At 41.3% G+C, this 18,108-nt stretch carries 19 protein-coding genes; 8 read left to right on the top strand and 11 right to left on the bottom strand.

The window, feature by feature from the left end:
• The 3 genes from ACNURT_RS11820 (at window position 1) to ACNURT_RS11810 (ending at window position 2,246) form a co-directional block, all read left to right on the top strand.
• Window positions 1–831, top strand: coding sequence for a helix-turn-helix domain-containing protein (locus ACNURT_RS11820; RefSeq protein WP_419701915.1), 831 nt, complete (start codon window positions 1–3; stop codon window positions 829–831).
• Window positions 832–995: 164 nt separating this feature from the next.
• Window positions 996–1,568, top strand: a complete 573-nt coding sequence (locus ACNURT_RS11815) for a shikimate kinase (protein ID WP_419701914.1) — start codon at window positions 996–998, stop codon at window positions 1,566–1,568.
• 444 nt (window positions 1,569–2,012) lie between these two features.
• Window positions 2,013–2,246 (top strand): hypothetical protein, encoded by a 234-nt coding sequence (locus ACNURT_RS11810; RefSeq protein ID WP_419701913.1) that lies wholly within the window; start codon window positions 2,013–2,015, stop codon window positions 2,244–2,246.
• A 67-nt stretch (window positions 2,247–2,313) separates the two neighbouring features.
• Here ACNURT_RS11810 and ACNURT_RS11805 read toward each other — a convergent pair whose 3' ends face one another.
• The 5 genes from ACNURT_RS11805 to ACNURT_RS11785 form a co-directional block, all read right to left on the bottom strand.
• Window positions 2,314–2,916, bottom strand: a complete 603-nt coding sequence (locus tag ACNURT_RS11805; protein WP_419701912.1) for a GIN domain-containing protein — start codon at window positions 2,914–2,916, stop codon at window positions 2,314–2,316.
• A gap of 268 nt (window positions 2,917–3,184) precedes the next feature.
• Window positions 3,185–5,080 (bottom strand): RecQ family ATP-dependent DNA helicase, encoded by a 1,896-nt coding sequence (locus tag ACNURT_RS11800; RefSeq protein ID WP_419701911.1) that lies wholly within the window; start codon window positions 5,078–5,080, stop codon window positions 3,185–3,187.
• A gap of 226 nt (window positions 5,081–5,306) precedes the next feature.
• A complete protein-coding gene (locus tag ACNURT_RS11795; RefSeq protein WP_419701910.1) occupies window positions 5,307–6,593 on the bottom strand; it encodes a citrate synthase in 1,287 nt (428 codons plus the stop codon).
• Window positions 6,594–6,922: 329 nt separating this feature from the next.
• Complete coding sequence (locus ACNURT_RS11790) at window positions 6,923–7,456, bottom strand: DUF3347 domain-containing protein (RefSeq protein ID WP_419701909.1); 534 nt, start codon at window positions 7,454–7,456, stop codon at window positions 6,923–6,925.
• Window positions 7,457–7,464: 8 nt separating this feature from the next.
• Window positions 7,465–8,712 (bottom strand): ABC transporter permease, encoded by a 1,248-nt coding sequence (locus ACNURT_RS11785; protein WP_370994218.1) that lies wholly within the window; start codon window positions 8,710–8,712, stop codon window positions 7,465–7,467.
• 248 nt (window positions 8,713–8,960) lie between these two features.
• Between ACNURT_RS11785 and queA the strand changes: the two genes are divergently transcribed.
• Window positions 8,961–10,010, top strand: a complete 1,050-nt coding sequence (queA, locus tag ACNURT_RS11780; RefSeq protein ID WP_090468721.1) for a tRNA preQ1(34) S-adenosylmethionine ribosyltransferase-isomerase QueA — start codon at window positions 8,961–8,963, stop codon at window positions 10,008–10,010.
• 80 nt (window positions 10,011–10,090) lie between these two features.
• Entirely contained in the window at window positions 10,091–10,819 is a 729-nt protein-coding gene (locus ACNURT_RS11775) for a 2-C-methyl-D-erythritol 4-phosphate cytidylyltransferase (protein ID WP_419701908.1), read from the top strand.
• A 41-nt stretch (window positions 10,820–10,860) separates the two neighbouring features.
• Here the strand turns inward: ACNURT_RS11775 and ACNURT_RS11770 are convergent, their stop codons facing one another.
• From ACNURT_RS11770 to ACNURT_RS11760, 3 genes are all read right to left on the bottom strand, one after another.
• Window positions 10,861–11,007, bottom strand: coding sequence for a lmo0937 family membrane protein (locus tag ACNURT_RS11770; protein WP_143013900.1), 147 nt, complete (start codon window positions 11,005–11,007; stop codon window positions 10,861–10,863).
• 103 nt (window positions 11,008–11,110) lie between these two features.
• Window positions 11,111–11,332, bottom strand: a complete 222-nt coding sequence (locus tag ACNURT_RS11765) for a DUF2795 domain-containing protein (protein WP_002996718.1) — start codon at window positions 11,330–11,332, stop codon at window positions 11,111–11,113.
• Between the two features lie 91 nt (window positions 11,333–11,423).
• Window positions 11,424–11,972: a cob(I)yrinic acid a,c-diamide adenosyltransferase gene (locus ACNURT_RS11760; protein ID WP_370994220.1), complete on the bottom strand. Its 549-nt coding sequence runs from the start codon at window positions 11,970–11,972 to the stop codon at window positions 11,424–11,426.
• 251 nt (window positions 11,973–12,223) lie between these two features.
• On the opposite strand from ACNURT_RS11760, the gene ACNURT_RS11755 reads away from it, so the two are divergent.
• Genes ACNURT_RS11755 through ACNURT_RS11745 form a run of 3 tightly spaced genes read left to right on the top strand, consistent with a single transcriptional unit; the run spans window position 12,224 to window position 14,713 of the window.
• Entirely contained in the window at window positions 12,224–13,231 is a 1,008-nt protein-coding gene (locus ACNURT_RS11755; RefSeq protein WP_419701907.1) for a chitinase, read from the top strand.
• 11 nt (window positions 13,232–13,242) lie between these two features.
• Window positions 13,243–13,653: a hypothetical protein gene (locus ACNURT_RS11750; RefSeq protein ID WP_419701906.1), complete on the top strand. Its 411-nt coding sequence runs from the start codon at window positions 13,243–13,245 to the stop codon at window positions 13,651–13,653.
• A gap of 10 nt (window positions 13,654–13,663) precedes the next feature.
• Window positions 13,664–14,713, top strand: a complete 1,050-nt coding sequence (locus ACNURT_RS11745; protein WP_419701905.1) for a cyanophycinase — start codon at window positions 13,664–13,666, stop codon at window positions 14,711–14,713.
• A 58-nt stretch (window positions 14,714–14,771) separates the two neighbouring features.
• Here the strand turns inward: ACNURT_RS11745 and ACNURT_RS11740 are convergent, their stop codons facing one another.
• The 3 genes from ACNURT_RS11740 to ACNURT_RS11730 are packed head-to-tail and all read right to left on the bottom strand — an operon-like array spanning window position 14,772 to window position 18,083.
• On the bottom strand, window positions 14,772–16,421 hold the full coding sequence (locus tag ACNURT_RS11740; protein ID WP_419701904.1) for a serine hydrolase domain-containing protein: 1,650 nt from the start codon (window positions 16,419–16,421) through the stop codon (window positions 14,772–14,774).
• 60 nt (window positions 16,422–16,481) lie between these two features.
• Window positions 16,482–17,297, bottom strand: coding sequence for a helix-turn-helix domain-containing protein (locus ACNURT_RS11735; RefSeq protein ID WP_419701903.1), 816 nt, complete (start codon window positions 17,295–17,297; stop codon window positions 16,482–16,484).
• A gap of 45 nt (window positions 17,298–17,342) precedes the next feature.
• Complete coding sequence (locus tag ACNURT_RS11730; protein ID WP_370994225.1) at window positions 17,343–18,083, bottom strand: ABC transporter ATP-binding protein; 741 nt, start codon at window positions 18,081–18,083, stop codon at window positions 17,343–17,345.
• Between the last annotated feature and the right edge of the window lie 25 nt (window positions 18,084–18,108).

Genomic DNA, 18,108 nt, shown 5'->3' with positions numbered 1-18,108 from the left:
ATGAAGAAAAAGCAATTTGCGCCCCTGGTAATTTGCAATGTGGAAGGCGAGGGCATGATACAATCCCGGCACAGCCATACTTATTATGAAATTATTTATGTGCAAAAAGGATCGGGCACACACATCCTTAATCAAAACCGCCTGCCCTATAAAACAGGAGATCTGTTTTTAATATGCCCGGAGGATGAACACTGTTTCGACTATAAAAAATACACCTGCGTTACACTGATCAAATTTACCGATGAGTTTTTTAGTTCTCAGAATCAGTCCATTCCACATGTAGGTATCGTTTTCAGTCCGCAGGATCTGATGCGGCACAAACTGCTAAAAGAGATCAAACTCACCTTTGACGAACCCTTTAAAACCATTTTAAGGAGTACTATTGATAATATTACCACCTACAATGGGTCAACAGATATAGCTACCTGCCCCTACATCTTTTATCAGATATTGTCGCTCTTTGGTTTAATAACACAAGCATTGGGCCGTATCGACGCGCAATTAGTTAATTGTCCGCCGGGTAAACAGGAGTTGATATCCTATATCCATCAGCATATTTACGAACCTGAAAACATCCTGATCAAAAATGTAGCCGCGCATTTTAATATCGCTACCAGTTATTTTAGTGCCTGGTTTAAACGGAATTTTGATATCAGCTACCGCGATTATATCAACGGGTACCGGGTTAAGCTGATCGAGATCCGTATCGGCAACAAAACTTCTACCCTGAGCCAGATAGCTGAAGAATTTGGTTTCACCGACGTAAGCCATCTATCCAACTATTTTAAAAAACAAACCAACATTAACGCAAGCCATTACAGGAGGGTATGAAGTGGTGAGTAGTGAGTGGCGAATGGTGAGTCGATTTTCTGTTTTTATTTTCCTTACATAGAACTGACTACTCACCATTCACTACTCACCATCGCCACTCACTACTCACTACTCACTACTCACTACTCACTACTCACCATTCACCATTCACCACTACCTAACATATGAAAATACACATCATGGGCGCATCATGTGCCGGCTCCACAACTTTAGGTGCCGCCCTTGCCCAACAATTGAACTATCCGCTATTTGACAGCGACAAATATTTCTGGGAGACAACCGAGCAACCTTTTACCGTAAGGCGTGATCCGGAATTGCGGAATGCTATGATGATGCACGATGTTAACAGTAACTCAAACTGGATACTCACCGGATCAATGGTAAGCTGGGGACCAGTATGGCTGGATATGTTTGACCTGGTAGTGTTTTTATATATCCCTCACCACATCCGGATGCAGCGATTGCATAACCGCGAACTGGAACGCTACGGCGAAGCTATTTTTACCGATCCCGAACGAGCAGCCAATTACCAGGCATTTATTAAATGGGCCAAAGGATATGACGATAACACTACCCAGGGTCGCACCCTGCAGGTACACGAAAACTGGCTAAAGCTGGTAAACTCTCCCGTTTTAGAGATACGCGGCGATACTACGGTACAACAGCGCGTGGATCTGGTTTTGGAAAAGATGAAAGAGTTATACAACATAGCACACCCTCCTGCGGGGCGGAAATAAAAACAAGTATTTGAATTTGACGCTCATTTTCCGTACATTTATATAACTAAACAGCCCGCTTGTCTTTTCAGGAGACAAGCGGGCTGTTTAGTTAAGGAAAAAACAAGGCCAAAAACTAACCGTTTGTAAATACTTCATTAACCATCAATAATTTAATACTTTTTAAACTTTTCAAAACCATGTTAAAATTTGTTAAAAAGTGTTAAAATCGATGGTTTTGAATAAATTTTCGATAGTTTTTGAGTGATTTCCATCCCCTTTTTAGTTAAAAAAGTGTTAAAATAAAGCTTTAAAAAGTTTTGCTGTTAAATAAACGTATGAAATCCCATTTTAATTCATTAAATCTATTCATCATTTTTCTGATGTTATTTTCAGCAGCGGTTTTGGCGCAAACGCGGCTGGTTAAAAATCTGCAGGCGGGTAAATCCCAAATCCTGGTTGTTTATGGAACACGCGGCCGACAGGCCCGAGCTGAATAGCTATTATGACCTCTATCGCCAGGTTGCCAAAAAACGAAAGCTTTTACTGATAGATCATTACCCGCATTGGAAAGCCATATTGGATAAAGGAAAAGAAGAATATTTGAAATATGTACCTGACGGCCTGCACCCTGATCCTGAAGGCGCCAGTAAGATCATCGCACCTTATGTTGTTGAAAAACTAATAGAGGGCAAATAGCTATAAAAAGACAAAGCCACCCGGCTTCAGGTGGCTTTGTTCGGTGGTTAGCCTGCTGTTATGGTGATTATAAACCTGCATACTCGTCAGCTTTAACTTTTGCACTATTCAACACTTCGGTGGTGTGTTCGGCTACCAGATTTGATCCGTTTACACTTGAGCCATAGCTGCGGTTTAAGCTGAATTCATTAACGGTACCGCTCAGATTAGCACAGGCTTTATCGTTCATGGTAACACGGGCGCTGTAAACATCTAATTTTAAAGTGGCAGATGCGTTGTTGTATAGTTTTACATCCAGTTCAATGGCAGAAAAGTTACCAAATGAGCTGATGTTAGCATTGTCATAAGCAGTGATGCCTGAAAGTTGTTTCGCGGTTACCCAAACCACTAACTTTTCGGCCTTGTTATAAGATGATATACGTAACACACCATTTTTTGCTTGTACCAATGCGCTTTCGGCATAATAACGATTGTAAACCTTTACTTCGTCGGCTGTTCCGTTGGATACATATACCTGAACATTGCCGTAAACTTCGATCTGGTTGATCCTGGTGATGTCGGTTAAAACGATGCCTTTGTTGTTGTTTGTGTTAACAGTGGCTTGTGCTTGATTTCCAATTCCAAATACTATAGCTGCTACAGTAAAAAGGGTGATTGCTAAAGTTTTCATGATTTTAATATTTTGATTGTCAGTTGATTAATGTTGTTATTTTAAATACACCAATATGACGATCGCACTAAAAAAACGTTACAGCAATATGGCCTGTATTAGTTGTACGCCGGGATTTTGTCGGTAAACAAAAGAATGTTGTCGGTGAAAAGGGTGAACAAAAAGAGCTGATTTTGTAAGTCTGTGGGTTAACGAGTCAAATACCACCAGAACAAGAATAAAACACATCACCTAAACACAAAACTCAAGACTTATAACTTACCACTTCTTACGCCAGGTAATACTTCTCGCCGTCGGTTTTTATTTTGCCGGCATCCAGCAACAGGCGGATGGTTTCCATCTTTTCTTTTTCGGTACCTACGTTAATGGTATTTATCAGCGTACCTATATCCGGGGTGGATATGCCAAGCAATTGTACAATTTCGTGGATGATATTGTCAAATATCTCGTCGGCATTTTTCTGGCGTTTCTCCTCCAGGCAAATATCACAAACGCCGCATTTACGGGCATTGGCTTCGTCAAAATAAGCCAGTAACATCTGGCTGCGGCATTTTTTTGCTGTTGCATAAGCAAAAACCGCTTCCATTTTTTGGCGATAGGTTTGCTTGCGCTCTTCTATATATTTTTTGTTTATAAAAAGACGATCGGCTTGCTGGCGCGGCTTTAAATAGGTTACCTGAGGCTGATCTGTCTGCTGTAAATAGCTAATGAGCCCAAAGCTCTGTAGCTGCATTAAGCCGTCAATCACCTGCTGAACATTCAGGTTAGTGCGGCGCGACAGGTCATACTCCTTTAAGCGTACATAGTTTTCAAATGAACCGCCATATGAGCGCAGCAGCGTTTTTATAAAAGGGTCCCAACCTGCATTCTGTATCTGGAAATTATACAACACTTCGTTAACCACCTCGAACCGGAAACGTGATGGCAGAAACACACTTTCGTTGAAGGAAAGGTATTCGTCTTTTTCCAAAAATTTGAGTGCATTGAGCGTTTTCACCGCGTCAAGCTTAAAGCGACTACAAAAATCACCCAGGTCAAGGTCAAAGCTCAGCCCTTCACCTGCGCCATAAGCCAGCTGGTAATAATTGGCCAGGCAATGGTACACATGTTTGATCTCATCTACCGACGGAAAATTCAGCACAAACATTTTTTCCTGCCTTAGCCGGTCGGAATGGGTATATAGTAAAACAGCGTAGGCTTTTTGCTCGTCGCGGCCGGCGCGGCCGCCTTCCTGATAATAGGCCTCCAGGCTTTCGGGCATATCTTTGTGGATCACAAAACGCACATCAGGCTTATCAATGCCCATGCCAAACGCGTTGGTGGCTACAATGATACGCGTACGGTTATTTTTCCAGCTTTCCTGTTTTTCGGCCCGCTGATCCATGGATAAGCCGGCATGATAATAATCGGCTTTGAGACCATTTTCGTTGTAAAATTTGGCAATATCTGCAGCATCCCGCCGGCTGCGTACATAAACAATGCCGCTGCCTTTTATACCGCGGGCGATATCCAGCATCTTTTGCAACTTATTTTCGGCATTTTGTACTACATAGCTGATGTTTCGGCGTTCGAAGCTTTGCTGGTAAACAACCGCGTCTTTGAATAATAATTTCTGCTGAATATCATCCTTCACTTCAGCCGTAGCGGTGGCTGTAAGAGCTAATACGGGCACTGTGGGGTGCAATTCCCGCAGATCGGCAATGTGCAGGTATGGCGGGCGGAAATCATATCCCCATTGCGATATACAGTGCGCCTCATCAACAGCGATCAGGTTTACTTTCATATACCGGATCCGCTCGCGAACCAGTTCAGACAATAAACGCTCGGGCGATAGATAAAGGAACTTAACCGAACCATAAACACAATTATCCAGTGCCAGGTCTATCTCCCGTAAACCCATGCCCGACACGATGGATACCGCGTTGATGCCTTTAGCCTTCAGGTTTTCTACCTGGTCTTTCATCAGGGCTATCAGCGGCGATACTACAATACAGATCCCCTCTTTAGCCAACGCTGGCACCTGGAAACAAACAGATTTACCGCCACCGGTAGGTAATAAAGCCAAAGTATCGCGCCCCAATAAAACAGATTTGATGATCTCGGCCTGCATAGGCCGGAAACTATCGTGGTTCCAGTACTGTTTTAATATTTCCTCTATGGTCATGTGGTTCATGGTAGTTCATGGATCATAGTTGATGGTTCATAGATAACCGTCTGAAGGCAGTCGGAAACAAATTTGTCATCCTCACTTGCAAACTACAAACATATTCATTCAAAGTCAGAGACTTCGAATGACTTGAAAAAAAATAGCGATGACTTAATCATCGCTATTTTTAATAGTTGAAGACCATGAACTATGAACCATCAACTATGATCTATGAACCAAAAATTTATCTTTTTTCCACGTCAACATATTCCTTATCAGTATCGCCGGTGTAGATCTGGCGCGGGCGACCGATAGGTTCTTTGTTCTCTTTCATTTCTTTCCATTGCGCTATCCATCCCGGTAAACGACCCAAAGCAAACAGTACAGTGAACATTTCTGTAGGGAAGCCTAATGCACGGTAAATGATGCCTGAGTAAAAATCAACATTCGGGTATAATTTACGCTCCACAAAATATGGATCCTTCAGGGCTACTTCTTCCAGCTTTTTGGCTATTTCCAGAACCTCGTCATTGATGCCCAGTTTCTCTAATATATCGTCGCAGGCCTTTTTGATGATCTTTGCACGCGGGTCGAAATTTTTATATACACGGTGACCAAATCCCATCAAACGGAACGGATCGTTTTTATCTTTTGCTTTGGCTATCCATTTATCAGTATCGCCGCCATCGTTCTTAATCTTCTCTAGCATCTCGATAACCGCCTGATTAGCACCACCATGCAGCGGACCCCATAATGCAGATATACCAGCAGAAATTGAAGCGTACAGGTTAGCATCGGACGAACCTACTATACGTACGGTTGATGTTGAACAGTTTTGCTCATGATCGGCATGCAGGATAAGTAATTTATTCATTACATCAACCACTACCCTGTCAACCTTATAATCTTCCGTACGCTCGGCAAAGGTCATGTACAGGAAGTTGGTTACATAGTCGTATTTATTTTGAGGATACACAACCGGGTGGCCCAATGATTTTTTGTAGATCCAGGATACTACTGTGCTCATTTTAGCCAATAGTTTTATGATCTCCAGGTTAACTTCCTCGGTCGAAAGACCCTGCTTTAATGATTCCGGATTGAAAGCAGCCAAAGCGCCAATCAATGATGACAACTGCCCCATTGGATGTGATTTTGATGGAAAGCCATCAAAAAACTTCTTCATATCCTCATGAACCAGCGTATGGCGGCTTATCTGGTATTGAAAGTCGGTGAGTTGTTGCTCACTTGGCAATTCGCCGTAAATAAGCAGGTACGCAACTTCAATGAAGCTGGCATTTTCGGCTAGTTGCTCAATCGGGTAGCCACGATATTTTAATATGCCTTTTTCTCCATCTAAAAATGTGATGGCACTTTTGGTAGCACCTGTATTTTTATAGCCGATATCCAGCGTTACGTAACCGCTTTGATCCCGGAGTTTTGAAATATCAATAGCTTTTTCACCTTCTGTACCCTCAATTACCGGGAGGTCAAATGTTTTATCACCAATCTTTAGTTGTGCTGTATCCGACATAGAAAATAATTGTTGCAACAAATGTAATTAAATCTGTGTGTTATAACCATCCAGATCGTTTACTGTTTGTAAATTTTATGTGCAAATCTATCATTTAGTATCAAGTAGTCGGTATCAAGTTTCAAGATTTTTGAAATTTCCGAATGCAGAACTGCAGCGGTCTTAATTTTAGTATCAAGTAGCTGGTATCGAGTATCAGGATTTTTGAAATTTCCGATGCCCAACCATCGCAGTCATAATTTAAGTATCAAATAGTCGGTGTCGAGATTCTTGAAATTCCCTTAGTACAAAGCAAAAATTGTCTTGATACTTGATACTTATACTGAAATTTAATTGATCTGCTCTTTAACCTGTCCGCAGGTTTTCATATGCTCGGGGAAGTATGGATTTTCGATGGCTTTGTTTACCGATAGCCAGTAACCGCCTTTGCCACTATCGGCCATTGGACAAAAATCAACATATATAGGAACTGATTTGAATTTGGCACCTTTTAAAAGACCAATGACGTCTTTGCTTAATATCAAAAACGCGTCACGTTGTGCTTTGATATCATCGCTTGTTGCTATCTGATGAGCAAGCGCAGCTGTTTCTGTACAGCCTTTTATGCCGGCCAGTTTATCCTCCAGCATACCGGCAGTACTCTTAATACCCTTTACATTTGATCTCAGAAACTGATTTTTGAGACCTATATAATTATTAAATACATCTGCAGTGTTTGATGTATCTGCTACTTTAGCTACGATAGTTTTAACACTATCTGGTTTTTCTGTTGTTTCCTGTGTGGGTTTATTAGCTTGTTTACAGGCGGCTACAGCTATAATGAGGCCAGCAAATAAAGTACTGTTGAAAAGATTGATCTTCATATCGGTAATTAATTTGTGCGTATGGCTTCAACAGGATCAAGCCTTGAAGCGGAGTACGCCGGAATAATGCCCGAAATTACACCTATTCCCAAAGAAAAACCTAAACCCTTTAAAATATTATTGATATCCAGCACAACCTGTACATCAAATAGCGCTTTGGCCCCGAAGGTTGAAAAATACACCAGTAAAAGTCCTACTAAACCTCCCAACAAACAAAGCACAATGGATTCGATCAAAAATTGGAGGAGTATAAAATAGTTTTTAGCACCCAGCGATTTCTGAATGCCTATAATATTGGTACGTTCTTTTACAGATACAAACATGATATTAGCTATGCCAAAACCACCCACCAGCATCGAGAACAAACCGATAATAAAGCCTCCTTTATTTACGATGCTGAAAAGATCGTCCAGGGCATTGGTAAGCATCGTAGTGCGGTTTAGCGAAAAGTTATCTTCCTGTCCGGGACGCAGGCTCATGATCGAGCGCATTAATCCCCGCAGCTCGCTTTCCACATCATCAACCGGGATACCTTTTTTACCCCTTACAATAATTTGCGGGCCATATTTTTCAGCTTGTACATCAATCAGGTTGTGCGCAAAATTAAGCGGTAACAAAACCTCTTTATCTGTTGATATGCCCAGCATGTCCTTTCCTTGTTTTGAAAACACACCTACCACTGTAACATAACGATTTAATACTTTGATCTGTTTACCAACAGCATCACCCGCCGGAAACAGGTTTTCGGCAATATCAAAGCCAATATTAACAACCGGCGCTCCCGTTTTCGATTCCATTTCAGTAAAATACCTGCCGCTCGCAAAATCAAAGTTCCAGGTTTTATCATGATCTTTTGATGCGGCATCTATTTGTGCCCCTTCAACGGTATTACTTTTATACTTAATGGTACGGTTATCTATTGATACTTCGTATGATAATGCTTCGGCGGTTTGGCTTCGGCGCTGCAGCTCCTCAAAATTGCGCAGCTTGGGTACCGGGCGCTGTAAGTATTTCCACCACGGAAAATCACTGCCGCCAACCCAGGGCCATTTTTGGATGTAAACACTATTATTACCCAGTTTATCAACACTCTTTTGCAGATTATTACGCAAGGTGTCTACAGCCGAAAAAACCGCGATGATCGTGAATATGCCAATGGTTACACCAAGTAAGGAAAGCATGGTGCGCAACTTATTTTGCCTTAGCGCATCATAAGCAAACAAAAAGCTTTCTCTGAAAAGTTTTAAAAATAGCATACAACTTATTTTGATCTCGATGGTTAATTATTCTGATACACCGACTTATAAACCGCAATGGCGAAATATTTTTGTAAAAATATACCGGTGTGGAATATTTAGTTTTTTAGACGATATTACAGCTGTTAAGTTACATTCTTTTTATATATAAACTGAATAATATCCAAATCATGTTGTTCATAAAAAAATCCGTGAAAGTAACAAAAAAAATTCATACATTTGCGCCCTGAAAATTCATAAATACAAGCATGAAATTATCTCAATTCAAATTCAATTTACCCGAATCATTAGTAGCACATAACCCATCTGCCACCCGCGACGAAGCCCGTTTAATGGTTTTACACAAAGATTCAGGAAAAATTGAGCATAAAATATTTAAAGATGTACTGGATTATTTTGATGATCAGGATGTAATGATCCTGAATAACACCAAGGTATTTCCTGCACGTTTGTATGGTAATAAAGAAAAAACAGGCGCCACAATTGAAGTATTTTTATTACGCGAACTTAATAAGGAATTACGTTTATGGGATGTACTGGTTGATCCGGCCCGTAAAATACGCGTAGGTAACAAACTATATTTTGGTGACGACGATCTGTTAATTGCCGAAGTTGTGGATAACACTACTTCACGCGGCCGCACCATCCGTTTCTTATTTGATGGTACCGACGAGGAATTCCGCAGAAACGTGGAGATCCTTGGCGAAACACCACTGCCAAAATACATTAAACGCAAGGCTACTGCCGAAGATAAAGAGCGTTACCAAACCATTTTTGCCAAGCACGAAGGCGCTGTTGCCGCCCCTACCGCTGGTTTACACTTTAGTCGCGAGCTCATGAAACGCCTGGAGTTAAAAGGTGTTGATTTTGCCGAAGTTACCCTGCATGTTGGTTTAGGTACTTTCCGCCCGGTTGAGGTGGAAGATTTGACCAAGCATAAAATGGATTCCGAGCAATTCATTATCGAGCAAAAACAAGCTGATATCGTAAACCGTGGTATCGAGCGTAAAAAACGCATTTGTGCCGTTGGCACTACCTCTATGCGTGCCATTGAATCGGCAGTATCTGCTGGTAAAACATTAAAAGCCGCTAATGACTGGACAAGCAAATTCATTTTCCCGCCGTATGATTTCAGCATTGCCAACAGCATGATCACTAACTTCCACACACCGGAATCAACCTTGTTGATGATGGTATCGGCATTTGGTGGTTATGAGCATGTAATGAACGCTTACGAGGTTGCAGTTAAAGAAAAATATCGCTTTTACAGCTATGGCGATGCCATGCTGATCATCTAAGTTTAGATATGAGATATAAGATTTGAGATATGAGACTTTCTTGTATCTCATTTTTTTTGCCTTAGATTTGGGTAAATTTTATGGACGATCAAAATCTCATATCTCACATCTCACATCTCACATCTAATAAAAACTACGCCATTATAGTAGCGGGCGGTACAGGCACCAGGATGCAATCAGCTGTTCCAAAGCAATTCTTGTTGCTTAACGGCTTACCTGTTTTAATGCATACTATAAAGGCTTTTACCCAATCGGCTATAAAACCTAATATCATTTTAGTTTTACCGGGCGCCTATCATGATTACTGGAAAGAGCTTTGCCACACCCATCAATTTAATACGCCCCACACTTTAGTAATCGGTGGCGAGACTCGCTTTCATTCTGTCAGGAACGGGCTTCATCAGATACCAGCCGATGATAGCACCCTGGTAGCCGTTCACGATGCTGTACGGCCACTTACCAGCAATCATATTATCGAAACCTCATATCAGTACGCCCGGGAACATGGCAATGCGGTTACGGCCGTTAAAAGCCGCGATTCGGTGAGGCAGCTGATCAATGGCAGGTCTGTAAGCTTATTGAGAGATCAGATCTATCTGATACAAACCCCGCAAACGTTTAAAGCAGATTTGTTAAAAAAAGCTTACGAACAGCCCTATAACGAAAGCTTTACAGATGATGCCAGCGTAGTTGAACAATATGGTGTCGAGGTACATCTCACCGAAGGCAGTCATCAAAATATTAAGATCACTTTTCCGGAAGATATTGCCATTGCTGAACTGCTTTTAAATAAAAAGCCAACGGCCTGAGGCCATTGGCTTAAAATCTTAATTGCATGAGCAGGTAATTGCTATGCCCTGCGGATAATTCCTAAAAGTACAGCTATAATAGCTATAACCAATAAAATGTGGATCAGTCCGGTGGCATGACCAAAGAAAAACCCAAATATCCATCCTATTACCAGGATAACGGCGATAATGTACAATAGACCTCTCATTTTGATATGTTTTAAGTGATAAATATTTTAGGTTTATTACTAAAATCATTCCAAAATGCGTTATCCATAAAAAAAGCCCTCCGTAAGAGGGCTTTTAATGTTGCTAATATTCGTCTTCGTTAAAAAAGAAATCGTCTTTTGTCGGATAATCAGGCCATATTTCCTCGATATTTTCATACGGTTCACCATCGTCTTCCAGTGCCTGCAGGTTTTCAATAACCTCAACAGGAGCTCCTGAACGGATAGCATAATCAATTAATTCATCCTTTGTTGCGGGCCAGGGCGCATCTTCAAGGTGAGATGCCAGTTCAAGTGTCCAATACATGTTTCTCTATTTATATTTATTTCAGTAAATTAACTTTTTCGCAAAAGTATAATATTTTCAATTGAAAAATCAAGTTTTTTTTTCGCATTTTTTACATGCGGGGTATCCATTGATTTTCAGGTATTTTATGCTCATTTGCAATCTTACGTGCTAAAGTGAACAGGTAATCGCTCAATCTGTTCAAATAAATGTTCACTTTTTCATCAACCGGGCTTTCTTCAGCTAAATGAACGGTTATCCTTTCGGCCCGCCGGCAAATACATCTTGCAATATGGCAAAACGAAATGGTATTATTTCCGCCCGGCAAAATAAAATGACGCAATTCAGGCAATTTTTCGTTCATGGCATCCATTTCCTGTTCCAGTAACTCCACATCGGTCATATACAGATCGGGGATTACCATTTTTGATCTTTCCGGATCGGCAGCCAATGAGGAGCCTATAGTAAACAATCTGTCCTGTATCTGCTTCAATATGTCCTTATCATGGTCAGTAATATCCTGATCGCGGATGAGGCCGATATAGGAATTTAGTTCGTCAACAGTTCCATAACTCTCAATTCGTATATGGTGTTTGGCAACCCGGGTTCCTCCTATTAATGATGTAAACCCCTTATCACCCGTTTTAGTATATATCTTCATATTTTATCCGGCAGCATTTATACTTTAAGTTCAATATACGTGTATATATTTTGTATCGATACTATTGTAGTATAATTTTTGCTAATAAAGTGTAAATTTTTAAATGATACGCTTAAACTTGCATTTAGTTGATGGTTCATTGATCATAGTTCATAGTTGAAAAGTTACCTTACGACGTTTTAAGAAATTCAGCTGTGCAATCATGAGCTATGATCCATGAACTGTAATCTATAACTATAAAACTACTAATCATGAGATCGATCATATTATCATCAAAACTTGTCATTATACCCTTTGCTGCATTAGTGGTCTCGGCTTTTAGTTGCGGCAATAGTAATAGTTCCAAGGCCCCTGCTGTGAAAAACGCCGGTCAAAAAACGGCATCTATATCAACATTGATCAGCGAAAAGCAATTCAATGATCTTTTTCCACAACGCGATAAGTTTTACACCTATGCAGCCTTCATCAAGGCTGCCGACGAATTGGGCCAGATAAGAATAAAGGTCACCCGAAGGGCAACATCTGTTTATCAATACATTCGTACCGATAAAAAAACGGGCAAAACAAGCGTTGTTCGCCAGGATGTGGATTGGAATGAGGACTGGGCCAAAAAGAAACCCGACAGCACTTTTACAGTAGATTACGGTAACTTTTGTACCCAATTTGGTACCGAAGCTAATAAAAAGGAACTGGCCGCATTTTTCGCGCACATAGCTCATGAAACCCGCCACGGGGTAAACGCCACTTATACCGACGGACTGATGTTTATCCATGAAAGCAACACCAGCCAGGCTTATATTGCCGAGAGCGACGAATATCCGCCTGTTGCCGGCAAAAAGTATTATGGCCGCGGCCCCATGCAGCTAAGCTATAACGGTAATTACGGCCTGGCTTCTACCTGTATATTTGGTGATGCCAAAATTTTATTAAACAATCCCGACCTGGTAGAGACCGACCCGATAGTAGCTTTTAAAGCGGCTATTTATTTTTGGATGACGCCAGAAACACACAAACCATCGGCACATGATGTGATGACGGGCAAATGGCAGCCCAACGCGGTTGACAAAGCAAAAGGCCGTACCCCTGGCTTTGGCATGACCATCAACATAGTAAATGGAGAGGTGGAATGTAATAAAGGCGAAAACATGTACAACATGAATGACCGCATTGGTTTTTACCAATTCTTTTTAAAGAAACTGGGCATTACCGATGCCAACTGTGCCTGCTCATGTGGTAAAATGGAACCTTATAAATATTAAGCACCCAAACAATGAACATATTCACTTTGGTATTATTGGCCGGTTTATCACTACATAAACCAGCCAATCCAGATACGATTGATTATTGGCATGTTCTGTATAATAATAAAATTATCGCTGAATATAATGAAGGAGATAAACATCGGGTTGTAGTTATTAAACAATCTGATGTTAAACCCAGTGATACACTCAAGGTATCCTACGGAATGGATGTACTTGATTATAATAACAAAACAGGTTTATATTTTTTTGTTAAAAAGAAAAAAACGATCCTGGCACGAGGTGAAAGTCCATTTGCTCCAATAAAAATATCTGTAAAAAGTATTTTAGCCATAAAAGCGCGCTACCACTATAAATATATCGATATTTACTACTTCGATAATAAACGAAACCAATTTATATTCCGGTTGAATACCGAATAGATATTTACACATGCGCCGCTTTCTTTCCATCGTTATTTTGTTAGGTTTAAACTTAACCTCCTGGGCTTATCGTGCACCTGATACCCTTAAAAAAGATAAGCATATCCCCGGTCGTCCATCGTCAATAGGTATTATTGGTGATACTGCCAATGTAAATACACCGGTTAAAGCCGGCCTGGTGATGATAGGTGGCGGACGGGATGTTGACGAAGCTTTTAAATGGATGATTGACCGCAGTGGCGGCGGCGATGTGGTGATCATCCGCGCATCGGGAAAGGATGGCTATAACCCTTATATCTATAACCTGGGGAAGGTAAATTCGGTGGAAACCCTGAAGATCGACTCTCGAACTTTGGCTAATAATGATACGGTAGCCTACATCATCCGCAATGCCGAAATGCTTTTTATCTCGGGTGGCGATCAATCCAATTACATGAACTACTGGCGTGGCACCAAAACCATGGATGCCATCAATTACCTGCTTAATGTAAAACACGCGCCGGTTGGCGGCACCAGCGCCGGCTGCGCTATTATGGGTGGTATCTATTACAGCGGCGAAAATGCCAGCGTTACTTCCGATCAGGCCCTGGCCAATCCCTACAATCCGTTGATAACATTATATCATGATAATTTGCTTCATGCTCCATTCCTCCAATCGGTAATCACCGATCAACACTATATTACCCGTGACAGGCAGGGCCGCCATGTGGCCTTTTTAAGTCGGATTGCTAAAGACTGGCACTTATTTGCTAATGGCATAGCGGCTGATGAACACACCGCGGTTTGTGTCGACGAAACGGGTCATGCAGTGGTATTTGGTACCAGCAAAGCCTACTTTTTATTGACCAATAACCAAAAACCACCCGAAACATGCGAACCAGGCAAGCCTTTAACCTGGGACAATAACCAACAGGCCATCCGGGTTTATGAAGTGCAGGGGTCAACGGCCGGCAACGGAAGTTTTGATGTAAGCAATTTTAACCCAACACAGGCATCGGGCGGCAAATGGCAATGGTGGTGGGTAGAAGCAGGGAAATTAAAACGACAGGAGGCGAAGTAATTCCCCGCTGCCAGTTCAAGGGTCTAACGCTGGAACTACAACTTGGGTCAACCATAACCTACTTCAACACCGCCGGTAAAATATATTGCTGCATCATTTTATCAACTTGCGAGTGTGCATAGGGTCTGCCATATGCCGTAGCCGTAACAATTACAACCAATGGCACATCAGTAAACACAAATATCTTGTTACCGCCATTGCCCGAGCAATAAAAGGTTTCGTATAGTTTATTATTCACGGTGTAGGTTTTGTTCCAGAACAGATAGCCATAATATCCTTCGCCCACCACATCTTTTGGCAAGGTAAGATATTTAGTGAACGATTGCTTTACCCAGCTTTCGGGGATAATCTGTTTACCGTTCCATGTCCCATTGTTTTTGTATAACTGTCCAAATTTGGCATAATCCAATGAACGCATCTGCAATCCACCGGCAGTACTGGGAACATGTTGAGGAGAATATGGCCATTGATATTTTGTTATTCCTAAAGGCTTAAACAAATTTCTATCCGCGTATTTTTCTAAGCCTCCGGGTACAGATTTATTGATAATGTGGCCCAGAAGTGTAGCTCCAGCTGTAAAATAGTTCCACTGTTTGCCGGCTGTTTTGGTACTGTCTATACGAAGATCAAGCGTAAATTTTACCCAATCGGGTGTAGGGTACATATTTTCCTCATTCCCGGGCGAATCGCTGTCATTATCATCCCCGTCAAATATGGAGCTCATAGTGAGCAGACTTTTTAACGTAATACCTTCTTTCCGGGGCGAATAGTTGTTAAATTTTTTGAGGTCGTAAAAATCCTTTAGCGTTTGGTTTTCGCTTTTAATAAATCCGTCATGAATGGCAATACCCATCATGGCCGAAGCGAAAGTTTTACCCACCGAACGGGGATCATGCAATGAATCGCGCGAGCTGCCATTAAAATATTCTTCGATCAATAATTTCCCGTTTTTGATAACGACAATGCTGGTAATATCTTTGAATTTGTTTTGAGCTATTAGGGTATTGAGCTCAGTTATTTTTTTTGAATCAAATGTTTCCGTTGATACCGGCCAGCCACTATTGGGTTTTATAGCCTGTACCTTTGATTCTTTGACAGAAATAACGGGTACTATATATTTAATTTCGCCTCGGGCAATCAGATCACCAACCTTTAGGTCGGGGATACTGATATAAGGTCTTACTTCAATCTTCAGCAAATGCTGACCGGTTGTAAGCGCGCTGTCTCCTCCATTTACCGTAAAACGATACCAAAGTGATCGCCCCCATGAATCCTCGCCCCTGTTACTGGCCAGCGGAATGCTTATGGTTGTTTTGGTATTTTTTACTGCGGGATAATTAGCACCCCGATGCAGGTTTTCCTGATAAACCAGTTTTCCGTCGACATAAAAAGTAAACTGAAAATTACCTTTATTTAAATCCTCCACGCTTAACGAAGGGTTTAACTGATGTTGATAATTGGTTAAGGAATTAGCTATAAAAAACCTCATATACAGATTATTTTGAGGCCTTGATTCAAATTGATTAAGTAGATCGGTTTGTTTTAACCTTATTAAATTGATGGTATCAGCCAAAAAAATCACTTTCCCTACATTGGCTTTATAAATGGGTAACGTGAGCAACTCGGGTTGGGTAATGTTGCTGGTTTGAGCAAATGATGATGTGGCAGCAGTAACAAAGGTTAAGATAAAAAGTATATAGTGTTTCATTTTTTTATGATATGATATATGCAAAGCTGCATGGATAAACTCATACAAAATAGAACAGAATTAACATGCCCGCATAAGCAACTTACGGTAGGCCGATGGATTGGCATCGCTAAACTGTTTAAAGCTGCGCAAAAAGTGGCTCTGGTCTGCAAAACCGCATTGAAAAGCAATATCTGTTAACGACAAATGGTGGTTATGCAACAAGGAAAATGATCTTTCGACCTTTAACTTCCTGATATACTCGCCCAGATTACAATTAAAATATTTTGAAAAATCACGGGAAAGATGAACCGGATGAATTTGTAACTGAGCCGACAGATCATCAAGTGTGTGCTTTTGAGCAAACTCATCTGCCAGGATCTCTTTTATTTTTTTAGCCCAAAGCGGCACCTGTTGGGATGAGCTTAATTTACCCGTCTGCATTTTGACCAATGTTTGCAACAATAGGGCCTCAACAGAAAGAGCGGTTACCTCATCGTCAATTTTTGATTCTTTAAAGAGCCTGTATAACAAAAATTTAACATCTGGGTCATTGATGGTGAAACTGCCCTGAATTTTATCCTGAGAAAGATTAAACCCATCAAACCAGTTTTTTTGTAGTTCAATGTGGAAACCACGCGTAAAGCCTTTGGGTTTTATATTGTAATGTGGATCTTGCCAGTTATGAAACAGCAAACTACCTGCCGAGCAATTGTAAATTTCTTTCTTGTTGCCTTCAATAACATGGCCGGCTAATATAAAAGTGAAGTAGGCATTTTCGTGATAGTGCCAATCTACCTTATCATGGGTGTATTCGGTATCTGTTAAAGTAATCCCTTTTAAACAGATAGTTTGATTGGTTTGTCCGTAAAAGCTTCCAGTTTGTAAATGTTTCACGGATATTTTTTTCCTGATTACTGACTCTAATGGACTTGTCCCTTTCTACACTTCCTCTACTTTGCGGTTTACGGTTTGGATCTCGGTATTGGCGTAATCCTTCTCTATCAAACCATCGCGCATACGTACAATGCGGTGTGCATGCAGGGCGATATCTTCTTCGTGCGTTACTAAGATGATGGTATTGCCTTTGGCGTGGATATCTTCTATCAGGCCCATAATCTCGATGGATGTTTTGGTATCAAGGTTACCCGTAGGCTCATCGGCCAAAATAATGGACGGATTGTTGATCAATGCACGGGCCACAGCTACACGCTGCCGCTGACCACCCGATAATTCATTAGGTTTATGATCAATACGATTACCTAAACCCACATTTTTGAGGGCGTTGGTAGCACGTTCTGTGCGGTTTTCTTTGTTAACCCCTGCATAAATCAACGGCAGGGCCACATTATCAAGCGCGGTGTTACGGGGCAGTAGGTTAAATGTCTGGAAAACGAAACCAATCTCGGAGTTACGCACCTCAGCCAGCTCGTTATCGGTCATGTGGCTTACGTTGATACCGTTCAGGATATACTCGCCTTTTGAAGGAGTATCGAGGCAACCCAGGATATTCATCAGGGTTGATTTTCCCGAACCTGAAGGGCCCATCAATGCTACAAACTCGCCTTTATTGATATTCAGGGTAACCGACTTCAGCGCGTGGATCACCTCGGCACCGATCACGTACTTACGCCCGATATCTTTAATGGTTATTAATGGCTTGTCAGTATTCAATGGCTCCATATAATATTTTTGGTTTTGACTAAGA

Origin of the sequence: Mucilaginibacter sp. NFX135 (genome assembly GCF_048565145.1) — a bacterium.
Lineage (GTDB): Bacteria > Bacteroidota > Bacteroidia > Sphingobacteriales > Sphingobacteriaceae > Mucilaginibacter.
Note: the sequence above shows the minus strand (reverse complement) of the source record. Positions and strands in the feature narration are given on the sequence as shown.